General features: G+C 41.3%; 11 protein-coding genes and 1 riboswitch. Of the genes, 7 read left to right on the top strand and 4 right to left on the bottom strand.

Annotated elements, in window-relative coordinates:
- The first annotated feature begins 336 nt into the window (after nt 1–336).
- The 3 genes from IGL90_RS13245 (at nt 337) to IGL90_RS13235 (ending at nt 7,859) form a co-directional block, all read left to right on the top strand.
- A complete protein-coding gene (locus IGL90_RS13245) occupies nt 337–699 on the top strand; it encodes an LPXTG cell wall anchor domain-containing protein (protein ID WP_002368511.1) in 363 nt (120 codons plus the stop codon).
- Entirely contained in the window at nt 686–4,603 is a 3,918-nt protein-coding gene (locus IGL90_RS13240; protein WP_163404262.1) for a WxL domain-containing protein, read from the top strand. The genes IGL90_RS13245 and IGL90_RS13240 overlap by 14 nt, the downstream gene beginning before the upstream one ends.
- 211 nt (nt 4,604–4,814) lie before the next feature.
- The gene (locus IGL90_RS13235; RefSeq protein ID WP_048737729.1) at nt 4,815–7,859 is read left to right on the top strand and encodes a WxL domain-containing protein; all 3,045 of its coding nucleotides are present in this window, start codon (nt 4,815–4,817) and stop codon (nt 7,857–7,859) included.
- Nucleotides 7,860–8,245: 386 nt separating this feature from the next.
- Here the strand turns inward: IGL90_RS13235 and pepG1 (IGL90_RS13230) are convergent, their stop codons facing one another.
- Complete coding sequence (gene pepG1, locus IGL90_RS13230) at nt 8,246–8,389, bottom strand: type I toxin-antitoxin system toxin PepG1 (protein WP_277813275.1); 144 nt, start codon at nt 8,387–8,389, stop codon at nt 8,246–8,248.
- A gap of 386 nt (nt 8,390–8,775) precedes the next feature.
- Between pepG1 (IGL90_RS13230) and IGL90_RS13225 the strand changes: the two genes are divergently transcribed.
- On the top strand, nt 8,776–12,765 hold the full coding sequence (locus tag IGL90_RS13225; protein WP_048736879.1) for a WxL domain-containing protein: 3,990 nt from the start codon (nt 8,776–8,778) through the stop codon (nt 12,763–12,765).
- A gap of 189 nt (nt 12,766–12,954) precedes the next feature.
- Here the strand turns inward: IGL90_RS13225 and pepG1 (IGL90_RS13220) are convergent, their stop codons facing one another.
- Together pepG1 (IGL90_RS13220) and IGL90_RS13215 are read right to left on the bottom strand one after the other, a co-directional pair.
- Nucleotides 12,955–13,098: a type I toxin-antitoxin system toxin PepG1 gene (gene pepG1 / locus IGL90_RS13220; RefSeq protein WP_277813275.1), complete on the bottom strand. Its 144-nt coding sequence runs from the start codon at nt 13,096–13,098 to the stop codon at nt 12,955–12,957.
- Between the two features lie 562 nt (nt 13,099–13,660).
- Nucleotides 13,661–15,277 (bottom strand): phosphatase PAP2/LCP family protein, encoded by a 1,617-nt coding sequence (locus tag IGL90_RS13215; RefSeq protein ID WP_002379014.1) that lies wholly within the window; start codon nt 15,275–15,277, stop codon nt 13,661–13,663.
- A 91-nt stretch (nt 15,278–15,368) separates the two neighbouring features.
- A riboswitch (M-box (ykoK) riboswitch) is annotated at nt 15,369–15,535 on the bottom strand.
- 426 nt (nt 15,536–15,961) lie between these two features.
- Between IGL90_RS13215 and IGL90_RS13210 the strand changes: the two genes are divergently transcribed.
- A complete protein-coding gene (locus tag IGL90_RS13210) occupies nt 15,962–16,600 on the top strand; it encodes a lytic polysaccharide monooxygenase (protein WP_002375448.1) in 639 nt (212 codons plus the stop codon).
- Nucleotides 16,601–16,863: 263 nt separating this feature from the next.
- Here IGL90_RS13210 and IGL90_RS13205 read toward each other — a convergent pair whose 3' ends face one another.
- Nucleotides 16,864–17,856 carry a biotin--[acetyl-CoA-carboxylase] ligase gene (locus IGL90_RS13205; RefSeq protein WP_010778026.1) on the bottom strand — a complete coding sequence of 331 codons (993 nt, stop codon included), beginning with the start codon at nt 17,854–17,856 and terminating at the stop codon, nt 16,864–16,866.
- Between the two features lie 138 nt (nt 17,857–17,994).
- Between IGL90_RS13205 and IGL90_RS13200 the strand changes: the two genes are divergently transcribed.
- The gene (locus IGL90_RS13200; RefSeq protein ID WP_002354768.1) at nt 17,995–18,210 is read left to right on the top strand and encodes a zinc ribbon domain-containing protein; all 216 of its coding nucleotides are present in this window, start codon (nt 17,995–17,997) and stop codon (nt 18,208–18,210) included.
- 416 nt (nt 18,211–18,626) lie between these two features.
- Complete coding sequence (gene rpoB, locus IGL90_RS13195) at nt 18,627–22,241, top strand: DNA-directed RNA polymerase subunit beta (protein WP_002389470.1); 3,615 nt, start codon at nt 18,627–18,629, stop codon at nt 22,239–22,241.
- Nucleotides 22,242–22,304 lie beyond the last annotated feature (63 nt).

Here is a 22,304-nt window from a genome sequence, read left to right as displayed (position 1 = left end):
TGCCTACTTCAAAACAATCAAACAAAGCTCAAAATGTTAGTATTCGTTGCTAACATTTTGAGCTTTTCTTGTTAAAAAGAGCGGAATCTTAAAATTTTGTCAGGGGATTTTGGTAAAAATTTGCCGAAATCGCCCTTTTTTTGAGCCGATTATTAAATAACAGCTGTTGTAACCCTTGTCAGAATAGGAACCTTCAAAATTTTCGCATGGGGTGCGAAAAAATCGTCAATTTCTGCTGGGGGTTTCTTTGTTATTATAGAGGAGTAACAAAAGGTTGTTTCGTCTTTCTTGTGTAAAAGGGCAAGAAAGGCTAGCGAGTTAAAAGGAGGTTTTTCAATGAAAAAAAAGCGTTATTTAATGATTGTGTGTCTACTATCTTCTCCTAGTTTTTTTATAAATGTTGAAGCGTCTGATGGTGGTTCTAGTTCGGTGGGGATTGAATTTTACCAAAATCCGAGAACACCCGCTCCTAAAGATCCCCCACCGAAAACAGATGCGCCAGCTGCTGATCCCAAGGAACCAGCTGGTCCTCCGCAAGGAGATCAACGAAGTGGTGGTTCGACACAGACCACCACAACTGGCTCAACGCTCCCTCGTACAGGGAGCAAGAGTCAGGCAAATTTGAGCATTCTCGGCTTCGCCTTAATCGGTTTGGCGGGAATCGTACATAGAAAGAAGGGACGACATGAAGCAAACTAAGTGGCAACGATTAGCAACCATTGGCTTGTGTAGTTCTTTAGTAATTAACGCCTTTTCTGGTGTGACGGCAGTTGCGGAAACCGTGACGATTGAAAGTAGTCCGACCGCCGAAAGTAGTGCCAAGGAAGAGACGCAAGCAAGTAGCGTGAAAGAAGAAACAACGAAAGCCAGCACGGGAAATAGTCAAGTAACGACTGACACGAGTCAGGAAGAGGAAACGAAAGAAGCGGAGAAACAAGAAGAAGCAGAAGCGAAAGAAGAGCAGAAAGAAGAACCGCAAGCAGAAGTGGAACAAGAAGAAACACCAGCAACTAGTAGTGAAAATGACCTACAAAAAAGCATTTCACCACGTTGGGTACCGAATAACCAAGTAATTTATCCGAGAATAACCTTTGGCTTTACGGATGAAACAGGAAAAGCTTTCGCTGATGAAAATTTGACGTTATCAGGGACATATACTAAATTTTTAATGACAACTGCAACATCTACAACACCTACTCGATATCAAGCAAGCGCTTATAGATATCCAATTGTTTCTTCTAATGCAGGGAGTGGACAATATCGAGTAGCTATCAATGCAGCAGTTCCTTTGCCGTACGATTTTTACACAAATTTACCAGCAGGTTATAATCAGACTGTTTATGCGATTGAACAATTAAAGATTGATAACACGCTAAAATATGTGGATAACATCATTGTTGTTCCAAATTCTACAATGAGGGCAGTCGTATATAGTTCGCAGCATACAAGTGACACACCAAAGTTTGGAAATTTTAATATTCCTTATGATCCATTTCGCACAATAGAGAGTGTATTTTCTAAAAGTAGTGGGAATATTTTTTCTCTAAATTCGGATAGTAAAGATGTTCTAAGAATCCTGCTTGTAGGTCGTGTAAACAACCCATCTGAACCAGTACTATTCGGCTTTGACGGTACAGCAACGTACCGAGAAACAATCAATTACGTAGTCACACGGAAACAAGTCACCGAAAAGTTCGTAGATGCGAACGGCGTAGCCATTACACCGCCAACAGGGTTTACCCAAAATAAGAAAACCCCGATGACTAGCAATGCTTTCACCTTCAAACAAGCAGGTACCTTACCAGACACCTACACAACAGGTGGTAAAACCTACAAGTTCAAAGGCTGGTACAAAGGGAAAACCAAACCAAGTACCTTGACCACCACGAAAGCGCCAAGTTATGCGGTGACGTATGATGGGAATGATGACTTGAATGTGGTGTATGAGGAAATAGATGCCGTTGATTTTCCAGCGCTGACCTATCAATTCGGCTTCGTGAAAGAGTCAGGCCAGCGAGTAGATGCTTCAACAATTAAACTAACCTATGACACTTGGTTTGGGGAATTGTTAACAGGCAATGTTGCTGGTTGGAAAACAGTCAGTATTGAACAAGGTAAAGTTGCGCCAACCAAAAATAATTTAAAAGAAATCGTTTATCCTACTCAATCTTTTGAAATAGTAAGTGGGAAATATTCACAATATAGCGCGGCTAATTTAACGTTTACACCACCAAGGTACTATGAAAAAATGAGTGTTTATAACAAGAATGGAACGTTTGATGCATTCTATCCGCTTCCTAATATCCTAGGTAATAATAGTACAAATTATGTAATTGAAGGTGCAAGTAAAAACATTTCTAGATGGTTTGACCTAAAGAAAAGTGGCGTTCAATCATTTATTTTTAACCAACCAATTAGCGCTGCTCCAGCAGATGTTCAAGTCCCTGCTTATTTAAGGGAGATTGTCGAGGATCCTAATGTGACAGTGAAAGAAAGAGGAACCTATTATACAGTAGATAAACCAATCTACTACTACTTAACCAACCGCCGTGTCACTGAAAACTTCGTAGACACAAACGGTGCCAAAATCACACCGCCAACAGGTTTCACCCAAGGTAAGCAAACGGTAATTAACAGCGACCCATACACCTTCAAACAAGCAGGTACCTTACCCGACACCTATACAACAGGCGGTAAGACCTACAAGTTCAAAGGCTGGTACAAAGGCAAAACCAAAACCGAGCCTTTGAAAACGACGAAAGCGCCAAGTTATGGAGTAACCTATGATGACAATGATGATTTAAATGTGGTGTATGAGGAAGTAAGAGCCTTTGATTTTCCTGCAGAGACATTCCAATTTGGTTTTGTTGGTGAAGATGGTAAGTTAGCGAATCCTGCAGATATTAATATTACGTACAATCATACGGGGATTTCTTTTAGACGACCTGCAGGAGTAGATCCAAGCGTTTCTTACAAAACAATTGCTGCCAATCAGAGTGGTACAACGGTAGGTAATTTTAAACAGGTGATATTTCCTGCGACAACTATCGAGCGACCTACTACAACCGGCTGGAATGGAGATGTCTTTTCTGACTTCTCAATCAAGCTTCCTAAATATTATGAATCGTTAAATCTTTACGATAAAACAGGGAAAATTGGGACGAATTATCCATTGCCTAAACTAGCAATAATTAGCACGATTGCACCAGATAATGTTTTCACTGAAGCAGGGCTTATTTCTAATTTAACTTTAACACAGAGGGAAGATAGGAGTTATACACCGTGGGAGATAAATGTGACGATAGATTCTAGTGTTAAATATCCGAATATTATGAGTAGAAGTATTAATAGTTTAGATGAAAGCGATGGAAATATTAGATATAAAACAATCGAAGGGCCAATCTACTATCATTTAACCAATCGCAAAGTCACCGAAAACTTCGTTGATGCCAACGGTACCAAAATTACCGCACCAACAGGCTTCACCCAAGGTAACCAAGTACCGATGACTAGTAACACCTTCAAGTATACAGCGGCAAAAGCTTTACCAGCGACGTATACTACAGATGGCAAGACCTATACTTTCCAAGGGTGGTACAAAGGAAAAACCAAGCCAAGTACGTTGAACAAAACCACAACACCAACGTTCAATGCGACCTTTGATGGCAATGACGATATGACCGCCATGTATAAGGAAGAAATACCAACGGCTAGTGTCACATTAACTCGACCAAAAGAAGTGATCGATACGAATACCAATGTAATTTGGACAACAACGATCACGAATACCAGCAAAGCACCCTTACAGAATCTTACCTTGAAAAAAGGGCCCAATTGGTCAGTTGGTCTGACGATCCCAACCTTCATGGAAGTGACACCAGAAGGAGGAACGACAAAATCAATCCCAGTAAATAGTACACTTTGGACAGAGGGGGTTCCTTTACCAAATGCCGTTCCTATCGGCAAAAAAGTTTCAGTTGCTTTCACAACGCGCGCAACAGGGAAACCAAACACTGTTTTGAAAGCAGAAGTTGTAGTATTTGGTGGTATTAAAGATCGTACAGTGGATAACTTCGTGAGAATTCGTCCAAATGATCAAGAAGTAGTCACACCAACGACCGAAGGCTTCATCAGTGTGCCAACCTTCGACTTCGGCCAAGTGGGCGTTGCAGGAACTAAGCAACAACACAGCTTGAAACAAGCCGCGGATTACTACGGTAACGGTACCCGCAATCCGTATGTCCGAATTAAGAAAACGCAACCGAATTGGAGCTTAACAGCGCAACTGTCACAACCAAAATCAGCGACAGACAGCTTGCCTACAGCGACCCGCTTATTATTAGGGGCGGCGCCTGTCTCTAGCTTCACCAATTACAATCAACCAACCGAGTTGAAAAATACGGTCGGTACCACGAGTGCCATTAGCTTAACAGCCAACAACACGGCGACGAGTATTATTGCCAACAAGCAATTCACAGGTAGTAATGTTTACCAGTTGGACTTCACCTTCAATAATGTCAAACTTGAAGTGCCAGCCAATCAAGGTGTTAAAGGGCAGCAATACAAGGCCGCAGTTACATGGAACCTAGTTACAGGTCCTTAAAATAGTTAAGTTATCATGAGAAAAGCTCAAAATGTTAGTTGTTATTACTAACATTTTGAGCTTTTTGGTTTAAATATTAAGGAAAAAGCAGTTGGGGTTCATCAAAAGAGCGTTTAAATCCTTGATTTTCGCTAAAATAACACTTGTTTTCAAAGGGAACAGAGGCGCTCAGCCTTGAAAGGATAGGAATCACTAAAAAACGGCACTCAATATGTCAAAATTTGAAATTTCAAGCGGTGTGTTCTTTGGTAAAATAAATAAAAAAATGCTAGTTATCAGTATCGATAATAACAGGATACTGATTAAGAAAGGACTTTATAGAGACTATAGATTGAATTTTTACATAGAAAGAAGGAGCAAGATGAAGCGAGTAAATTGGAAAAGATGGCTAGTTGTTGGGTTAAGTTGTTCTTTGTTCATGGATTCAGTGGTTGGTGTGACTGTGTTAGCGGAAACGATTACTGGGGCGACGGAGCAAGGAGTAGCAACATCTCAGTCTAGTGACGAAGCGAGCCAGACGACGCAAACAACCGAAGAGTCACAGGCAACGGTCGCTAGTGAAGCGAAAACAGTGCCGCCACAGGAAACGGCGAGAATTGCTTCTCGAGCGATTGGTTATTCTTCTGTGGAAGGGCGCGAGATTCCCTTTTTCTTTGTGGAGGAAGACGGGACGTTGTTTGATCCCGACCGAATTACGATGGCGGTCAATCTTTCTTCGTTTTCGTTTTATGAAGAGAAATTACAACGAACCCCCCTTGAGCCCACCACTGTGAATGGCGGAAAGTTACTGTCTATTCCAACGTCACCAGCTTTTAAATATGATACCAACAATCGGGATCCAAGTAATATTTATGGCGTTTCTGAAGTGTCGTTTACTATTCCTAAGGAGTATCAAAGCCTGGACATTCGACCAAGTACGTTTTATACAGGAGACACTACGCAATATCCAGTGCCAACGGTTTTTGCGAACGTTGGGGGCAAAGTGACGAACTATGTGGGCGCCAATGCGGAGACGGAATTAGAGTTAACCAATGAAAAAATGCCCAATAAGCTGACGTTTGGTCCTAAAAAGACGTTTAAATATACGGTAGCTACGGCACCAGGAGGCGTTACGTATGCACTGACCTATTTTTATGGAGATGTCGGCGGTCCAACTAGTTCGCACCAAAGACGAGGAACAGCGGGTCCTGTGTATTATTATTTAACCAAGCGGCGTGTCACGGAAAAATTTGAGAATCCCGCAGGCGGGGCGATTCCTGTGCCAGAAGGTTTTACGCAGGATAAGAAAACCATTGTGACGGGGGAGGATTTTACTTTTACCCAAGAAGGCACCTTGCCTGAGCGTTACACAGGCAGTGATGGGAAGACGTATTTATTTAAAGGTTGGTACAAAGGGAATGCGAAACCTAGCACGTTGGAAACCACCAAAACGCCTAGTTATGCGGTGACCTATGATGACAATGACGATTTGCATGTGGTCTATGAAGAAGTCAAGACAACAATCTTGCCAGGCGCTACCTATCAATTTGGTTTTGTGGATGATTCAGGAAATTTTATTGATCCAAGTAAAATTAAGATGACCTATGACTTATGGGAGTTGGAGAATAAAGACTCAACCATTTTAGCAACAGGGATTACTGGAACGAATGTCGAAAATTATAAAACAATGACTCTTGATGACAAAGAAATTATTGTCCCTAACACTGATACTGGCAACAGTGTCTATAGCCCAATCAATGTGACGTTTCAAGTACCAAAAAACTATTCAGCCATGGCACCAAGCTCTGGTGAAGATAGTCGATATCCTGTACCAACAGTTATGTATCATCGGAGCGACCAAGGCGATAGCCTTTTAAATACAGCAAAGACAGCCTTTGATGTGACCAAAGTCGTTAATCAAGCACAAAGTTATACGTTAGCTAATGTTAATGCTGAAGTAAGTGCGCCAGATATTTCCTATCCAAGGTTGTATCGACGGTATGCTGTGCCAATAAATTCTACGTATTTTACCAATTACAATACCTTTAGTGGCCCTGTTTACTACATCTTAACGCAACGAAAAATAACTGAACATTTTGTAGACGAGAGTGGCGCAAAAATCACGCCACCAACTGGCTTTACACAAGGAAATCAGCTAGTGATGGACAGTGAAAACTATGTCTACACTGCCGCAAAAGCTTTACCGAAAATCTACCAAGCTGGTGAAAAAACCTATATCTTCCAAGGGTGGTTTAAAGGCAAAAGCAAGCCAGCAACATTAAAGACGACAACGACCCCAAGTTTTACACCAACTTTTAATGATGAGGACGACATGACCGCTGTGTACCAAGAAGCAATTCCCACTGCGGAACTAACGTTAACAGGTGCCGTTGACATAATCGAAAATGGCGCCACAATGGACTACTGGGAAGCACTACTGAAGAACACAGGCGAAGCGCCGTTAACCACCATTAAAATCAAGCCAACGGCAACTTGGGCGGCTGGCATCGGCGCACCCAACACGATATTTGTACAAGGAACGGGTCAAAACACCAAAGCTTTTCCTGTCACCAAAGAACAATGGACGACCGGTGCAGGAGTGACCATCACGTTGGATCAGCCTTTACCAGCTGGCGGTCAATTAAAAATGAACATATTAGGAACCACCGTGACCGGTCAACCTGGTCAAGTTTTAACCGCTGATGTTGAGGTAACGGGCAACTTTGGCAGCTTAACCGCCAAAGATACGGTCCGTATTAAAGATTTAGATCAAGAAATTACGAGCCCTGACGGTGACGGCTTTATTAGTACCCCGACATTTGATTTTGGTAAACTAGCAATTTCAGGAAGTAAGCAACAATATGGTTTGAAGAAGGCCGCAGATTACTACGGCAATGGCACTCGCAACCCTTATTTACGCCTGAATACTAGCCAAGCCAATTGGAGTTTAACGGCCCAGCTGTCGCAACCGAAATCAGCCACAGACAGCTTGCCAACAACGACCCGCTTGTTGCTAGGAACGGCCGCTGCTGCCAGCTTTACCGATTACAACCAACCAACAGAAACCAGGACACCACTTGGCAAGACCAGCACCGTGACTTTAACCGCCGACAATACCGCAACAGCGGTGGTCGCAAACCAACAGTTCACAGGCAGTGACGTTTACCAACTAGACTTCACGTTTGCTAACATCAAACTAGAAGTGCCAGCCAACCAAGGCATGGCTGGCCAACAATACCAAGCCGCCGTCACGTGGAATTTAGTGACTGGCCCCTAAAATAAAAATGCCCGAGCCTCTTATTTTTCTAAGGCTCGGGCATTTTTATTGATGGTCTTTTGATGGTCGTTGTGCTATAATAGCATTGAAAAGAGAGATATGCTGTAACATACCTCTCTAGTGTAGAGCCGTTTAAGACGGTGACCAATTGTATTATTTAAAAATAACCGTACTGGTCAAAGTAAACGGTTATTTTTTCTTGTCTTCTTTAACAACCTTTAGGATTCCGAAGATTAACGATAAATTTATTCGTACTTTTCGGGAAAATGTGCTATAATGAAAAGGAAAAGAGAGATATGCTTCAACATACCTCTCTGATGTAGAGCCGTTTAAGACGGTGACCTTTTTAGTTGCAAAAAATAACCGTACTTGGTCAAAGTAGACGGTTATTTTTTATTGTCATTTTTAAGCAATTTCACAATCAGCGCAATCAAAGCAATGGTAAACATACCAAACCCAAGAATTGTCTGAATTGTTTCATATGCTGACAACAGGCCTCTCCTTTCTCTAAATTTCGGAAATACGTGCATACGCATCACCTCTCTTTCAGATTGGATAGCCACCGCCATAACTTCTCTACACATAGATTATACCATGCGAAACAAAAAAATAATTAGTTTCCAATATATTTTTTTAGGAAATTGTGCTATAATGATAATGAAAAGAGAGATATGCGCTAACATACCTCTCTGATGTAGAGCCGTTTAAGACGGTGACCATGTTAATTATTTAAAAATAACCGTACTCGGTCAAAGTAGACGGTTATTTTTCTTGTCATTTTTAAGCTTTAAAAGATTTTCCTGTTCCCTAATTGTTAAGAATAGAGAAGAAAAGCTCAAAATGTTAGTTATGATTACTAACATTTTGAGCTTTTTTCAATAAATATCAAGAAAAATTAGCAAAAATTAGAGAGGGAATGGTGGATTCCACTGATTTCCAGGCTGTTTTTTACCAAAAAACAGTGGCTCCTCCTTGGTATGAAAGGAATCATTGGAAATATCAAGTTGTCGTATCAAAATTTGAAATTTCAGCGGGGCCTTTTTTTGATAAAATGAAAATCATACAAAAAATCATACATAGGACAATAAAAATAACAATAAAAAGTTACATAAAAAAGGAGAATGGCATGAATCAAAAAAGAAACCGTTTATTTGCAATCGCTTTGTGTGGTTCTTTACTAATCAGTTCATTAAATGGCCTCCCAGCAGTTGCTGAAACTATAACCGCACCAAACATTACTCAAGAAAAACCACAAGAAGAACTGCAAGCTGATGCACCACCAGAAAGCTCAGAGAGCGGAGCACCTCTTCGAGGACTACCAGTGATTCCACCAATTACAACAACGGCGGCAGAAGCGCAACCAGAAGAACCGCCAGTGGCAGAAGTTTCTGAAAACGTTCAACTGGATCAGCCTGTTCCGCTTGTTCCTGACTCACAGCAAGGGAGCAAACGAGAAAATCGAGCGGCAGGTACATTTGCTATTCCCGCTAAAACGTATAAATTAGCGTTTATTGATGAAGCGGGTAATTATATCGATCCCGCTAAAGTCACGATTACTGGCGATGTAATGAAGGTTGAAGCGCAAGGCACCTCTGGCAAAGTTGGTGATGTCGTCACAAGCAACGTCGGTAATCTTAAAGAAATGATAGTGCCGACAGTAACGTTGGCGGATGATGATAGTACGGGAAATACGGGGTATTCGGGGATTTGGAATAATCAAATTCGTTTACCTGGTTACTATGATTTACCTCAAATATCCCCCACTAGTTATCATACAGGCACGACATTTCCAATCGCTCAATCTAAGCGAGTTCGTCTTACGAACAATGAAGTAACAGAAACAGATGAGAGTGGTACGCGCTTTAGGTTGCTTAGGACTACTCCGAAGCAATACGCGTTTACCACAGTTTCTTGGCAAAGCGATGTATCAAAGACTAAGTTTGCTTATGGCTTTAGTATGGCCACAACAAGTGGTGCCAATGATTATTATACGACGGATGACACGGTTTACTATTATGTCCCCAACAGACGGGTTAGTATTTATTATAGTACCATGGAACCAGCCGCTTTACCTGCGTATCCTACAGGGTATAATGCCAGTCTTTCAAAAACAGTGGTTGATTCAGACGATTTTCACTACAAAGCACCAAAGGCGTTTCCAGCAACTTACTCTTCTGGGAATCGTCATTTCCAGTTTAAAGGCTGGTACAAAGGGTCAGCAAGACCAGCGGACCCGAAAGCCGTTAAGTTAGAAACTTCATTGACACCAGAGTTCGATGTCACTTATGATAATGCCGACAATTTATATGTTTTTTATGATGAAGTCGATGAATTGACCACCACTATTCCTGAAGTTACCTATAAGTTTGGTTTTGTTGATGAAAAAGGGGCACTTGTTGCGCCAACGAATGTAGACATTCAGGCGAACTTAACAACTGTCGTGGACAAGGTGGCCCAGAAGGTGGGGACTGCTCCAGTCGCTAATGCAGGTAATTTAAAACAGTTAACTGTTCCTAGCCAAACACTAACCTATGTACCTGAAATTAAATTTGCTTATTCTGGGGTAACCGATTTTCGTTTGACTATCCCCAAGCGTTATAAAACTCCGACAGTCGCACCTAGCTCATTCTACACTGGCTCAACGACCGCCTATCCTTTGACGCCAACGTTGTTAAGACATATTAGTAATCAGACAGATGAACAGGTAACAACTGATGGCACTTACTATAGTTTATATAACTTACCGACGCCTCATAGCTATTTTATTAAAAAAAGTAGATGGAAAAATGATGTTACCAACACGGAATTTAGTACACCTTTAAGCATGGCGACGACCACTACTCAGCCAGGTTATTTCACGACCGATAACACGATGTACTATTTCTTAGAAAACCGCCGCGTCACTGAACACTATGTTGATGAAGCAGGCGCTGAGGTACCAATGCCTACAGGCTTCACGCAAGGGAATCAAACGGTGATTGACAGTGATACTTATCATTTTAAATTGGCGAAGGAATTGCCGTTTAGTTATTTTTTAAACAATAAAGCTTACCGATTTAAAGGCTGGTATAAAGGCAAAACCAAGCCTAAGGTGTTAGAAACGAGTCGAACGCCTGAGTATGATACAACGTTTGACGATAACGATGATTTAACCGTTGTTTACGAAGAAATTAAATACGGCGGAAATACGGTGACATTTGGTTTTGTTGGGGAAGATGGGCAATTGCTTCAGCCGACAGGGTTTCAGGTGACTACGGATATTGTTGAAACAATCGATGGGCTGAGTACGGTTTTAAGTAATGTTTCAGCTGTCGACAGTACAGGCAACGTTAAAACTTTGACGATCCCGCAAAAGGAATATGTATTGACTCCCCAGATGAATTTCTATGGAACAAAAAATTCATTGATTACGATTCCAAGACAATACCAAGAAATTTCTTTTACCAAACCTGCCAATTACCAAGGACTAGATTATCCAGTTGCAGGGCGTGTTGAGAATATGTTTAGTGGTAATCCGTATGATGCGGGGGCACAACCACCTTACTTTTCTGCTTCGAAAGTCAAAGCCAATCAATACAAAATAATTGAGTTTCATTGGAAAGAAGAGCCTACACAAAGTTTCTCTAGTTTGTACAAAGCTACGTTAATTCGAAGTAGCGTGGCACCAACAGGCGTAGAAATGTATCCTAATAAGCCAATCTATTACTATGCGACTAATCGCCGAGTGACTGAAAACTTTGTAGATAAATCTGGCGCAAAAATCACGCCACCTCAAGGATTTACGCAAGGGAATCAAGTCACAGTCACCAGTGATCCTTTTACTTATACTGCTTCAAAAGCTTTACCAAGCGTTTATGCGGCTGGGGCAAAAACCTATAAGTTTGTTGGTTGGTATAAAGGAACCACCAAGCCAACGACCTTAAAAACAACGGCTACGCCAACTTATCAGGTGGATTTTGATGATAATGACGATATGACGGCGGTCTATGAAGAAGAAACGCCGACTGCTGCTTTAACTTTGACCAGCACCAACCGTGTCGTGAATAATGGCGATAGTGTAGATTGGGTGGCAACACTGAAAAATACCAGCCTGGCACCACTTAAAACGCTGACAGTGAAACCAGCGACTACTTGGCCTGCAGGAATTGGTACGCCGACGTCACTTTCTGTCCAATTGGACGGACAAGCACCGAAAATTTATCCAGTAACGGCGACAACTTGGGCTCAAGGAATCAGCTTAACAGGTCTCGAAATTCCCGCTGGACAAACAGCCAACGTGACGCTTGTTGGCACCAAAATTTCAGGAACATCAGACCAACGCTTGACGGCAACCCTTGATGTTACAGGCAATTTTGCGACAGTGAGCGCCGCGGATGCGGTACGTCTGACAGATACAACCCAAGGAACAATTACACCAACAGCAGAAGGCTTTATCAGCGTGCCAACCTTTGATTTTGGACAAATGAATATTGCTAGTAAAACGCAACAATCAGGCTTGAAAAAAGCGGCCGATTACTACGAAAATGGTACACGCAATCCTTACTTACGAATTAAGAAAAATCAACCGAATTGGCAGATGACAGCGCAACTATCTCAACCGAAAGCAACCACAGATAGTCTGCCAACAGCGACTCGTTTATTGTTAGGTCCAGCGAATGTTTCAAGTTTTACAAATTATAACGAAGCAACCGAACAAATCAAAGCAGTTGGTAAGACTAGTTCTTTGAGCTTAACGGCGAATAATGTGGCAACCAGTGTTGTCGCAAACCAACAGTTCACAGGTAGTGACGTCTACCAACTGGATTTTACGTTTGAGAACATTAAATTAGAAGTGCCAGCCAATCAAGGAACCAAAGGACAACAGTACAATGCTGCGGTCACTTGGAATTTAGTGACTGGTCCCTAAAATAAAAATGCCCGAGCCTTTAAATAGGAGGCTTGGGCATTTTTTATTGATGGTCTTTTTAGGGTTGTTGTGCTATAATGGTAAAGAAAAGAGAGATATGCTTCCAACATATCTCTCTGATGTAGAGCCGTTTAAGACGGTGACCAATTTTATTATTTAAAAATAACCGTGCTTGGTCAAAGTTGACGGTTATTTTTTATTGTCATTTTTAAGCAATTTCACAATCAGCGCAATCAAAGCAATGGTAAACATACCAAACCCTAGGATCGTCTGAATTGTTTCGTATGCTGACAACAGGCCTCTCCTTTCTCTAAATTTCGGAAATACGTGCATACGCATCACCTCTCTTTCAGATTGGATAGCCACCGTGTTAACTTCTCTACTCTTAGATTATACCATGCGAAACTAAAAAATAATTAGTTTACAATATATTTTTTTAGGAAAGTGTGCTATAATAATAATGAAAAGAGAGGTATGCGCCAACATACCTCTCTAGTGTAGAGCGGTTTAAGACGGTGACCTTTTGGATTATTTAAAAATAACCGTACTTGGTCAAAGTAGACGGTTATTTTTTCTTGTCTTCTTTAACAGCTTTTAGGATTCCGAAGATTAACGTTGCGATTCTTGTTGCAAAGCGCATGTTCCTGTGCGCTTGCCGCCGCCATAACTTCTCTACGCTTAGAGTATACTATGTAAAACAAAAAATAATTAGTTTCCAATATATTTTTTAGGCAATTGTACTATAATGGTAATGAAAAGAGAGCTATGCGCTAACATACCTCTCTGATGTAGAGCCGTTACTAACGGTGACAAAAATTAATATTTTTGAAATGACCGTCTAACTAGGCAAAGTTAAGCAGCGCCCCTTTCATTAAGGGGCGCTGCTTTTTAGTCGTTATTGCGATTGTTCAGTGTCTTTCGTAGAGAGGTTCATTTGTTCTTTGATGGCATTTTCGACACGTTGGCGTTCACTCTCTTCCACAAGTTGATAAGAAATACCTTCAATCCCTGTCACGCCATCGCCAGTGTAATCGTAGCCTTTTAATTGATCGGTTTCAATCGTTTTTAGTGCGGGGGTGTATTTTTTTAGCATCGCCATCATTTGGTCAAAGGACAAGTCGGTTTCGCCATGTTCGCCGATTACGTCCAGAATTTCTTGATATTTTAGCAAGCTGTTAAAAGAAAGTAGCTTGTTGGTTAATTCGATTAAAACTTCTCGTTGGCGGCGTTGACGACCATAGTCGCCTTCAGGGTCTTCGTAACGCATGCGCGCGTATTGTAAAGCTTCCCAGCCACCTAAATGCTGTTTGCCTTTCGGATAATGAATCCCTTCAGCGTCAAAAGCAAAGGCATTGTCAACAGTGACGCCGCCCACCGCATCGCCAAGGTCCTTCATAGCATCCATATCAATTGAAAAGTAATGATTGATTGGGATGTGCAAGACATTTTCAACCGTTTTAATTTGCATATCGGCACCACCGAAAACGTGGGCCGCATTGATTTTATTGTATTCGCCATTGGTGCCAGCCATTTCCACATAGTAGTCACGCGGGATGCTAGTGATGGTAGTTTTTTGTAATTGATTATTCACTGTAACCACCATTAAGGCGTTGGAGCGGTAATCGGTTTTGCGTTTTGAGTCATTCGCAATCCCCATAATTAAGAAACTAACCGGTTCCCCTTTGGCTAAATCGGGACTCTTCGTGGAAGATTTTCTTGGTTTATACATGGTGTTCGCCGTTTTTTGCAAATTGCGATACATGCTGACGCCGTAAGCCGAAACAGAAAGTGTACCTAAAAATAAAAGGGTTAAACTGAAGACCACGAATAAACTTTTTCTTTTACGAGAATGGCGGCGCCGGCGTTGTGTCGATACTTCTGCTTCCTCTGGTTCAGGTGCCGGCAAATAACGTTGGACAATTTGAAATGAAAAGTTGATCCAGCTATAACTTAGGAGCATCCCAGCAATGACATCACTAGGATAATGAACGCGTAAGATTAAGCGACCTAACACAATCAAAACTAAATAAGTGAGTAAGAAAATTTTGATGCCTTTGGTTTTTTCGACATGAAGATAGGTCAAAATGATCAAAATCGTACAGACTAGCGCCATTGCTAATAATGAATGTCCGCTGGGAAAGCTAGCAGAGCTCCGGTCAGCTAAAGCGCCTAGGTTTGGTCGAGCCCGACCCACCACGTGTTTAAAAACGCTCCCTAAAAAGCCGACAGCTAATAGGTTACTGACAGCCCAAAAGGCTAGAATTTTTTCTTTTTTGCGTAAAAGGTACACCATCAATGATAAGAAGAATAGCAGCATTGGTCCAATCGTGGCAGTTTTTGCTAACAGATTGACCGCTGTTAAAAGTGGGGCATTTAATTGCCATTTGATGTGATAGATAGCTTCGTCCATTTGTTGAAACCAATTTGGACTAGCCGCCACTAACAAAGTGAGGAAAGTAAAACCAAGCGTTGTTAGGGCATAAAGTGGAAATTTTTTATTCGATGTTTGCATGAGAATCCCTTTCTTTTTCCCTTGAAAGAGTAGACTAAGCCAGCATCGATCGTAAATAAGCGCTTGCGACTAAACAGGACACAGCAAGCCAATCGGTTCTCATCGTCTGAGCTTTAGCACTATCCAACGTAAAGATTTCTCTTAGCTATTTTTAGAAGAGCCTTAATTCGACCATTCCTGTTTTACACATTGGTGTCTTTCGACATTTCTGCGCAATAGCCTATGTTTGGATAGGAGCCTCACCTAACAAGGTTATTTTATCTAACGCTAGAAGTATAGAATTTATGCAGCGGTTCTCACAATGAAGTTTAAGAAAATTTATTGTTTTTTAAATAAATTTAAAGGTGTGGGGAAGTGAAGCAGTTAAAAAAACAGTACTTGAGCATTCTTAAAAAAGTGTACAAGGCTGTTCTCGGTTAACCGCTATAAATAGTTGGTGTTCAATAATGATAAATTAAAAAACAAACATTTTTTATAAGAGTGCTATAAGTTTTTTTCAGTAAAAAAGGCGGACAGTTGCTATTGAATTGCTAGTTCATTTAAAATAAATATGTCGACAATAATTGTGCACAAAGTTGATGGTCGCTATCGAAAAAGTAAAAATGATGTTGTGGAGATTTTATGTTTCAGTTGATTAAGATTACATGTTTTTTGAAGGGTTTTGCTTATAAGGGAGCGATATACATGAAAAAAATGATGTTATTTATAATTGCAGTAGGCGCAACGATGATCAGTGTTTTTGCTTTAGGAGATGCACAGCAGAGTTATGCACACGGCTATGTTGATAGCCCAGTCAGTCGAGTCAAAAATGCGGAAGCAAACGGATTTGGATGGGGACCTGGTCAAGACAGCTCACAGCCAGAAATTATCACGACACCCCAAGGAATTGAAGCGCCAACTAAATTATTAGACACGGGTCAATTAAATGGAAGGTTGCCTTCAGCTGGCTTAGCAAGCTATTCCAAACTAGATGAACAAACAGCCACTCGTTGGGTAAAAAGTAATATAACAACAGGAGAGAATAATTTTAAATGGGTGATGACGGCAAAACATAAGACCAATCGTTTTAGATACTATATGACGAAACCTGGATGGAATCCTAATGCACCATTAACGATGGACGAAATGGAACTGATTGGCATAGTAGGGCAACCAATCGGTCAAGATTTACCTCCTGGTCAAGGATTTATGGTCAATGATACAGAAACACACAGAATAAATATTCCCGCTGATAGGAAAGGATACCATGTTATTTATGCCGTTTGGGATATCAATGACACGATTAATTCATTTTATCAAGCGATAGATGTTAATGTTCAATAATCAGGTATCAAGATAATGTGGCTGAGACAAAAGTGCTTAGCGCCAAGAACCAAGTAGGTTCTGTTCATCATCGAATCACTACGTTCTTCGTGATTCTCAACACTTGGAAGGATTAAGATATGCCGAACACTTGTGTGAGAAAGTCAATTTCGGCTTATTTCCGAAGGGGCTGCTTTTGTTCAGCTGATTATCTTCAGAAGAAGCAAGTGGGACATCAGTCAAAACGACTGATGTCCCACTTGCTTTTTTCTAAATTTCCCCACTTAACCTCGACGCCATTCACCAATCTGGTCCAAACTAATTTCCCCAGAAGACAACGTTTTGGCCGTGCCATCAGGCAACTGGACAATCAATTCGCCATTTCCATTAATGGTTGTCGCAACGCCGCGGAAGTCTTGCCCGTTTTGGGTAAAAGCGACGTCTTTGCCAATCACAAAGGAGCGTTGACGGTATTCTTCTAAAAAGTCTTTCGTTGAACGTTTGTCTAAAATTTGATAAAAATGATTCCAAATGTTGGCGACTAATTCATTTCGCGTCGCCGTTGGTTCACCCTCTGGGAAAAGAGAAGTCACTTTCTGCCGAATGTCCTCAGGAAATTCGGTTTCTGTAATTGAAAAATTAATCCCCATGCCGATGATAACATTAGAAATCTGCCCTGTTTCCACATTGCTCATGGCTTCCGACAAAATCCCGCAAACTTTTTTGCCGTTTAAATAAAGGTCGTTGACCCATTTAATTTCTGTGTGAACGCCTGCCAGAGCATCCATTGCTCGAGCGACCGCTACGGCCATAATCACAGTATATTGAGCGATTTCTTCAAAATTTTGGTTCGGTTGAAGCACCATGCTCATGTAAATCCCTTTACCTGGCGTAGCGAAAAACGGCCGGCCGAACCTGCCCCGCGGCATTTCTTGCATGTCAGCAACAATCAAAGTATTGTCGGGCGTCTGGTCTAAAATCGCCCGCTTAGCATCGGTCATGGTAGATTCAGATGTTTCTAGGACGGTAATTGTTAAAGGCGGTGTTTGTGACCATAACGCCAACTGAATGCCTTCTGCAGAAAGGACATCTGATTTTTCAAGGCGATACCCCTTATTTTGCACGCTAGTAATTTGATAGCCATCTTTTTTCAATTCATTAATCGCTTTCCAAATAGCTGTGCGAGATAAGGACAGACGTTGTGCCATCTCTTCGCCCGAAAGGAATGCGGGCGTTTGTTTCATCAATAAAGTTAGGACTTGGCTTTTTGTCGACATATTTTTTCCTCCGATTCGTTATGCTTATTGTAGCGGAAAGGAAAAGGCTTGGTCAACTAGTGAAAAAATCCATCTTAGGATGGAGGAAAATGAAGCAGGCGTTTGCTATACTTATTTTATTGAGAAGGAGTGAGGGGAATGGAAAAGCAACAATATGTTTGTGAGAAATGTGGCAACATGCACTATGTGTCGGACCAATTTCAAGCAACAGGTGGGAACTTTGCGAAAATTTTTGATGTTCAAAATAAAAAATTTATTACAATTAGCTGTACCCAATGCGGCTACACCGAACTTTACCGCAGCCAAACAAGCGGCGGCATGAATGTCCTAGACTTTTTATTAGGTGGCGGTTAGTCAAAAACGAATGCATCTTTGCATTCGTTTTTTTGTGTGAATAGAAGATAGGGGAAAAGGCGTAATTATTTATTACGCATTTTTTCATTAAAACCCTTTATAAAAAAACTCCTTTTTATGAAAAAGAAAACCTTAAAGAAACCCTTGACTTTTCTAGACAAAGGTAGTAGAATCTATAGAGCAAAAACTATCTGAAAGTGACGAAGCAGGAGCGAAATATTGTCCGTTCCGGTTTTTTATAGGAAAACAAAAGTAGAAACGCCAGAAAATTTTTCGGAAGCATGTTCTATTTTTGGTTTTTTTTTGCTTAAAAACTGCAAAAAATGCTTTTTGTTACATATATTTAATATATGTAACGTAAATGTAATTTTTCGGATCGGTGTTTTGATAGACTTATAACTAGAGGGGTGAAGAGCTTGGCTGGACACGTAGTAAAATACGGAAAGCATCGCGAACGTAGAAGTTTCGCACGTATCAGTGAAGTATTGGAATTACCAAATTTAATTGAAATCCAAACAGACTCTTATCAATGGTTTTTAGATGAGGGACTTCGTGAAATGTTTGAAGACATTTTACCAATTGATGATTTCCAAGGAAACTTATCCTTAGAATTTGTTGACTATGAATTAAAAGAACCAAAGTACACAGTAGAAGAAGCCCGCGCACATGATGCCAACTATTCTGCGCCATTACATGTAACATTACGTTTAACCAACCGTGAAACAGGTGAAATTAAATCCCAAGAAGTATTCTTCGGCGATTTCCCATTAATGACAGAAATGGGTACCTTCATCATCAACGGGGCAGAACGTGTTATCGTTTCCCAATTAGTTCGTTCTCCAGGTGTTTATTTCCATGGAAAAGTGGACAAAAACGGCAAAGAAGGTTTTGGCTCAACAGTCATTCCTAACCGTGGTGCATGGTTAGAAATGGAAACAGATGCGAAAGACATTTCTTATGTTCGGATTGACCGCACACGTAAAATTCCTTTAACTGTGTTAGTTCGTGCTTTAGGTTTCGGTTCAGATGATACCATCTTCGAAATTTTCGGCGACAGCGAAAGCTTACGCAACACAATTGAAAAAGATTTACACAAAAATGCAAGTGATTCTCGTACAGAAGAAGGCTTGAAAGACATTTATGAACGTCTTCGCCCAGGCGAACCAAAAACAGCAGATAGCTCACGTAGCTTGTTAACTGCACGTTTCTTTGATCCAAAACGTTATGATTTGGCAAACGTTGGTCGCTACAAAGTTAACAAAAAATTAGACTTAAAAACACGTCTATTAAACTTAACCTTAGCGGAAACGCTAGTTGATCCAGAAACTGGTGAAATCATTGTCGAAAAAGGCACGGTTTTAACACACCAAATCATGGAAACATTAGGCGAATACATTGACAACGGCTTAAACAGCGTAACTTACTATCCAAGTGAAGATGCGGTAGTAACTGAACCAATGACAATCCAAGTGATTCAAGTTCTTTCACCAAAAGATCCTGAACGTATCGTAAATGTGATTGGTAACGGCTATCCAGACGACAGCGTAAAAACAGTTCGTCCAGCAGATATCGTTGCTTCAATGAGCTACTTCTTCAACTTAATGGAAGATATCGGCAATGTCGATGACATCGACCACTTAGGTAATCGTCGTATCCGTTCAGTAGGTGAATTATTACAAAACCAATTCCGTATTGGCTTAGCCCGTATGGAACGTGTGGTTCGTGAAAGAATGTCTATTCAAGACACAGAAACATTGACACCACAACAATTAATCAACATCCGTCCAGTGGTAGCAAGTATCAAAGAATTCTTTGGTTCTTCACAGTTATCACAGTTCATGGACCAAACAAACCCATTAGGTGAGTTAACCCATAAACGTCGTCTATCAGCCTTAGGGCCTGGTGGTTTGACTCGTGACCGTGCCGGTTATGAAGTTCGTGACGTTCACTACTCTCACTATGGTCGTATGTGTCCAATTGAAACGCCTGAGGGACCAAATATCGGGTTGATCAATAGTTTATCTAGTTACGCAAAAGTGAATAAATTTGGTTTCATCGAAACGCCTTATCGCCGTGTTGATCGTGCGACAGGCCGTGTTACTGATCAAGTAGATTACTTAACAGCAGACATCGAAGACCATTATATCGTAGCGCAAGCGAACTCACTTTTAAATGAAGATGGCACATTTGCCAATGATGTTGTTATGGCGCGTCTACAAAGTGAAAACTTAGAAGTTGCCGTAGACAAAGTTGACTACATGGACGTTTCACCAAAACAAGTAGTCGCAGTCGCAACAGCATGTATTCCTTTCTTAGAAAACGATGACTCCAACCGTGCCTTGATGGGTGCCAACATGCAGCGTCAAGCGGTGCCGTTAATTCAACCACGCTCTCCGTGGGTAGGTACAGGGATGGAATATAAATCAGCCCATGACTCAGGTGCTGCTTTACTATGTAAACATGACGGTGTCGTAGAATTCGTCGATGCAAAAGAAATTCGCGTTCGTCGCGACAATGGCGCATTAGACAAATATATGGTTACTAAATTCCGTCGTTCAAATTCAGGAACAAGCTACAACCAACGCCCAATTGTTCACTTAGGTGAAAAAGTTGAAAAGGGCGATACTTTAGCGGATGGACCTTCTATGGAAGAAGGCGAAATGGCTTTAGGGCAAAACGTCTTAGTTGCCTTCATGACATGGGAAGGTTACAACTACGAGGATGCCATTATCATGAGCCGTCGTTTAGTTAAAGACGATGTTTACACTTCTGTGCATATTGAAGAATATGAATCAGAAGCACGTGATACAAAATTAGGACCTGAAGAAATTACCCGTGAAATTCCAAACGTTGGGGAAGACGCATTGAAAGACTTAGACGAAATGGGGATTATCCGCATTGGTGCTGAAGTTCAAGATGGCGACTTACTAGTTGGTAAAGTCACACCTAAAGGGGTCACAGAATTATCTGCAGAAGAACGTTTATTACACGCAATCTTCGGGGAAAAAGCCCGCGAAGTTCGTGACACGTCTCTCCGTGTACCTCACGGTGGCGGCGGTATCGTTCACGATGTGAAAATCTTTACTCGTGAAGCTGGCGATGAATTATCACCAGGTGTCAACATGTTAGTTCGTGTCTATATCGTTCAAAAACGTAAAATTCACGAAGGAGATAAAATGGCGGGACGTCACGGAAATAAAGGGGTTGTTTCCCGTATTATGCCGGAAGAAGATATGCCATTCTTACCTGACGGAACACCTGTTGATATCATGTTGAACCCATTAGGGGTACCTTCTCGTATGAATATCGGACAAGTACTTGAATTACACTTAGGTATGGCTGCTCGCCAATTAGGCATTCACGTCGCAACACCTGTTTTCGATGGGGCAACCGATGAAGACGTTTGGGAAACTGTTCGTGAAGCTGGTATGGCTAGCGATGCTAAAACAGTTCTTTACGATGGACGTACAGGTGAACCATTTGATAACCGTATTTCCGTTGGTGTCATGTATATGATTAAATTAGCCCACATGGTTGATGACAAATTGCATGCTCGTTCAATCGGACCTTACTCTCTTGTTACGCAACAACCGTTGGGTGGTAAAGCTCAATTCGGTGGACAACGTTTCGGGGAAATGGAAGTTTGGGCACTGGAAGCTTACGGTGCTGCTTACACATTACAAGAAATCTTAACTTACAAATCTGATGACGTTGTCGGACGTGTGAAAACATACGAAGCCATCGTTAAAGGTGAACCAATTCCAAAACCAGGTGTGCCTGAATCATTCCGAGTATTAGTGAAAGAATTACAATCACTTGGTTTAGACATGCGTGTCTTGGACATTGAGGAAGCTGAGATTGAGTTACGCGATATGGACGATGACGATGATGATTTAATCACCGTTGACGCACTAACCAAATTTGCGGAACAACAATCAGCGAAACAGCTGGAAAAAGAAGCAGAATCAGTCGTGAAAGAAGAAGCACAAGACGTTGTTCAAGAAATTGAAACAGCCGAAGACAGAGACTAATTTGTCGCTACCACTCTGATGAGTTGATTCAACTGCGACTTTGTTGCAACTGCGCAAGCCATT

Origin of the sequence: Enterococcus sp. DIV1307a (assembly GCF_050537425.1) — a bacterium.
Taxonomy (GTDB): Bacteria; Bacillota; Bacilli; order Lactobacillales; family Enterococcaceae; genus Enterococcus; species Enterococcus faecalis.
This window is presented reverse-complemented; position numbering and strand designations above follow the sequence as displayed.

Coding starts and splice junctions, on each gene's coding strand:
- IGL90_RS13245 (WP_002368511.1), top strand. CDS start 337: ATGAAAAAAAAGCGTTATTTAATGATTGTGTGTCTACTATCTTCTCCT.
- IGL90_RS13240 (WP_163404262.1), top strand. CDS start 686: ATGAAGCAAACTAAGTGGCAACGATTAGCAACCATTGGCTTGTGTAGT.
- IGL90_RS13235 (WP_048737729.1), top strand. CDS start 4,815: ATGTCAAAATTTGAAATTTCAAGCGGTGTGTTCTTTGGTAAAATAAAT.
- pepG1 (WP_277813275.1), bottom strand. CDS start 8,389: ATGCACGTATTTCCGAAATTTAGAGAAAGGAGAGGCCTGTTGTCAGCA.
- IGL90_RS13225 (WP_048736879.1), top strand. CDS start 8,776: ATGGTGGATTCCACTGATTTCCAGGCTGTTTTTTACCAAAAAACAGTG.
- pepG1 (WP_277813275.1), bottom strand. CDS start 13,098: ATGCACGTATTTCCGAAATTTAGAGAAAGGAGAGGCCTGTTGTCAGCA.
- IGL90_RS13215 (WP_002379014.1), bottom strand. CDS start 15,277: ATGCAAACATCGAATAAAAAATTTCCACTTTATGCCCTAACAACGCTT.
- IGL90_RS13210 (WP_002375448.1), top strand. CDS start 15,962: ATGAAAAAAATGATGTTATTTATAATTGCAGTAGGCGCAACGATGATC.
- IGL90_RS13205 (WP_010778026.1), bottom strand. CDS start 17,856: ATGTCGACAAAAAGCCAAGTCCTAACTTTATTGATGAAACAAACGCCC.
- IGL90_RS13200 (WP_002354768.1), top strand. CDS start 17,995: ATGGAAAAGCAACAATATGTTTGTGAGAAATGTGGCAACATGCACTAT.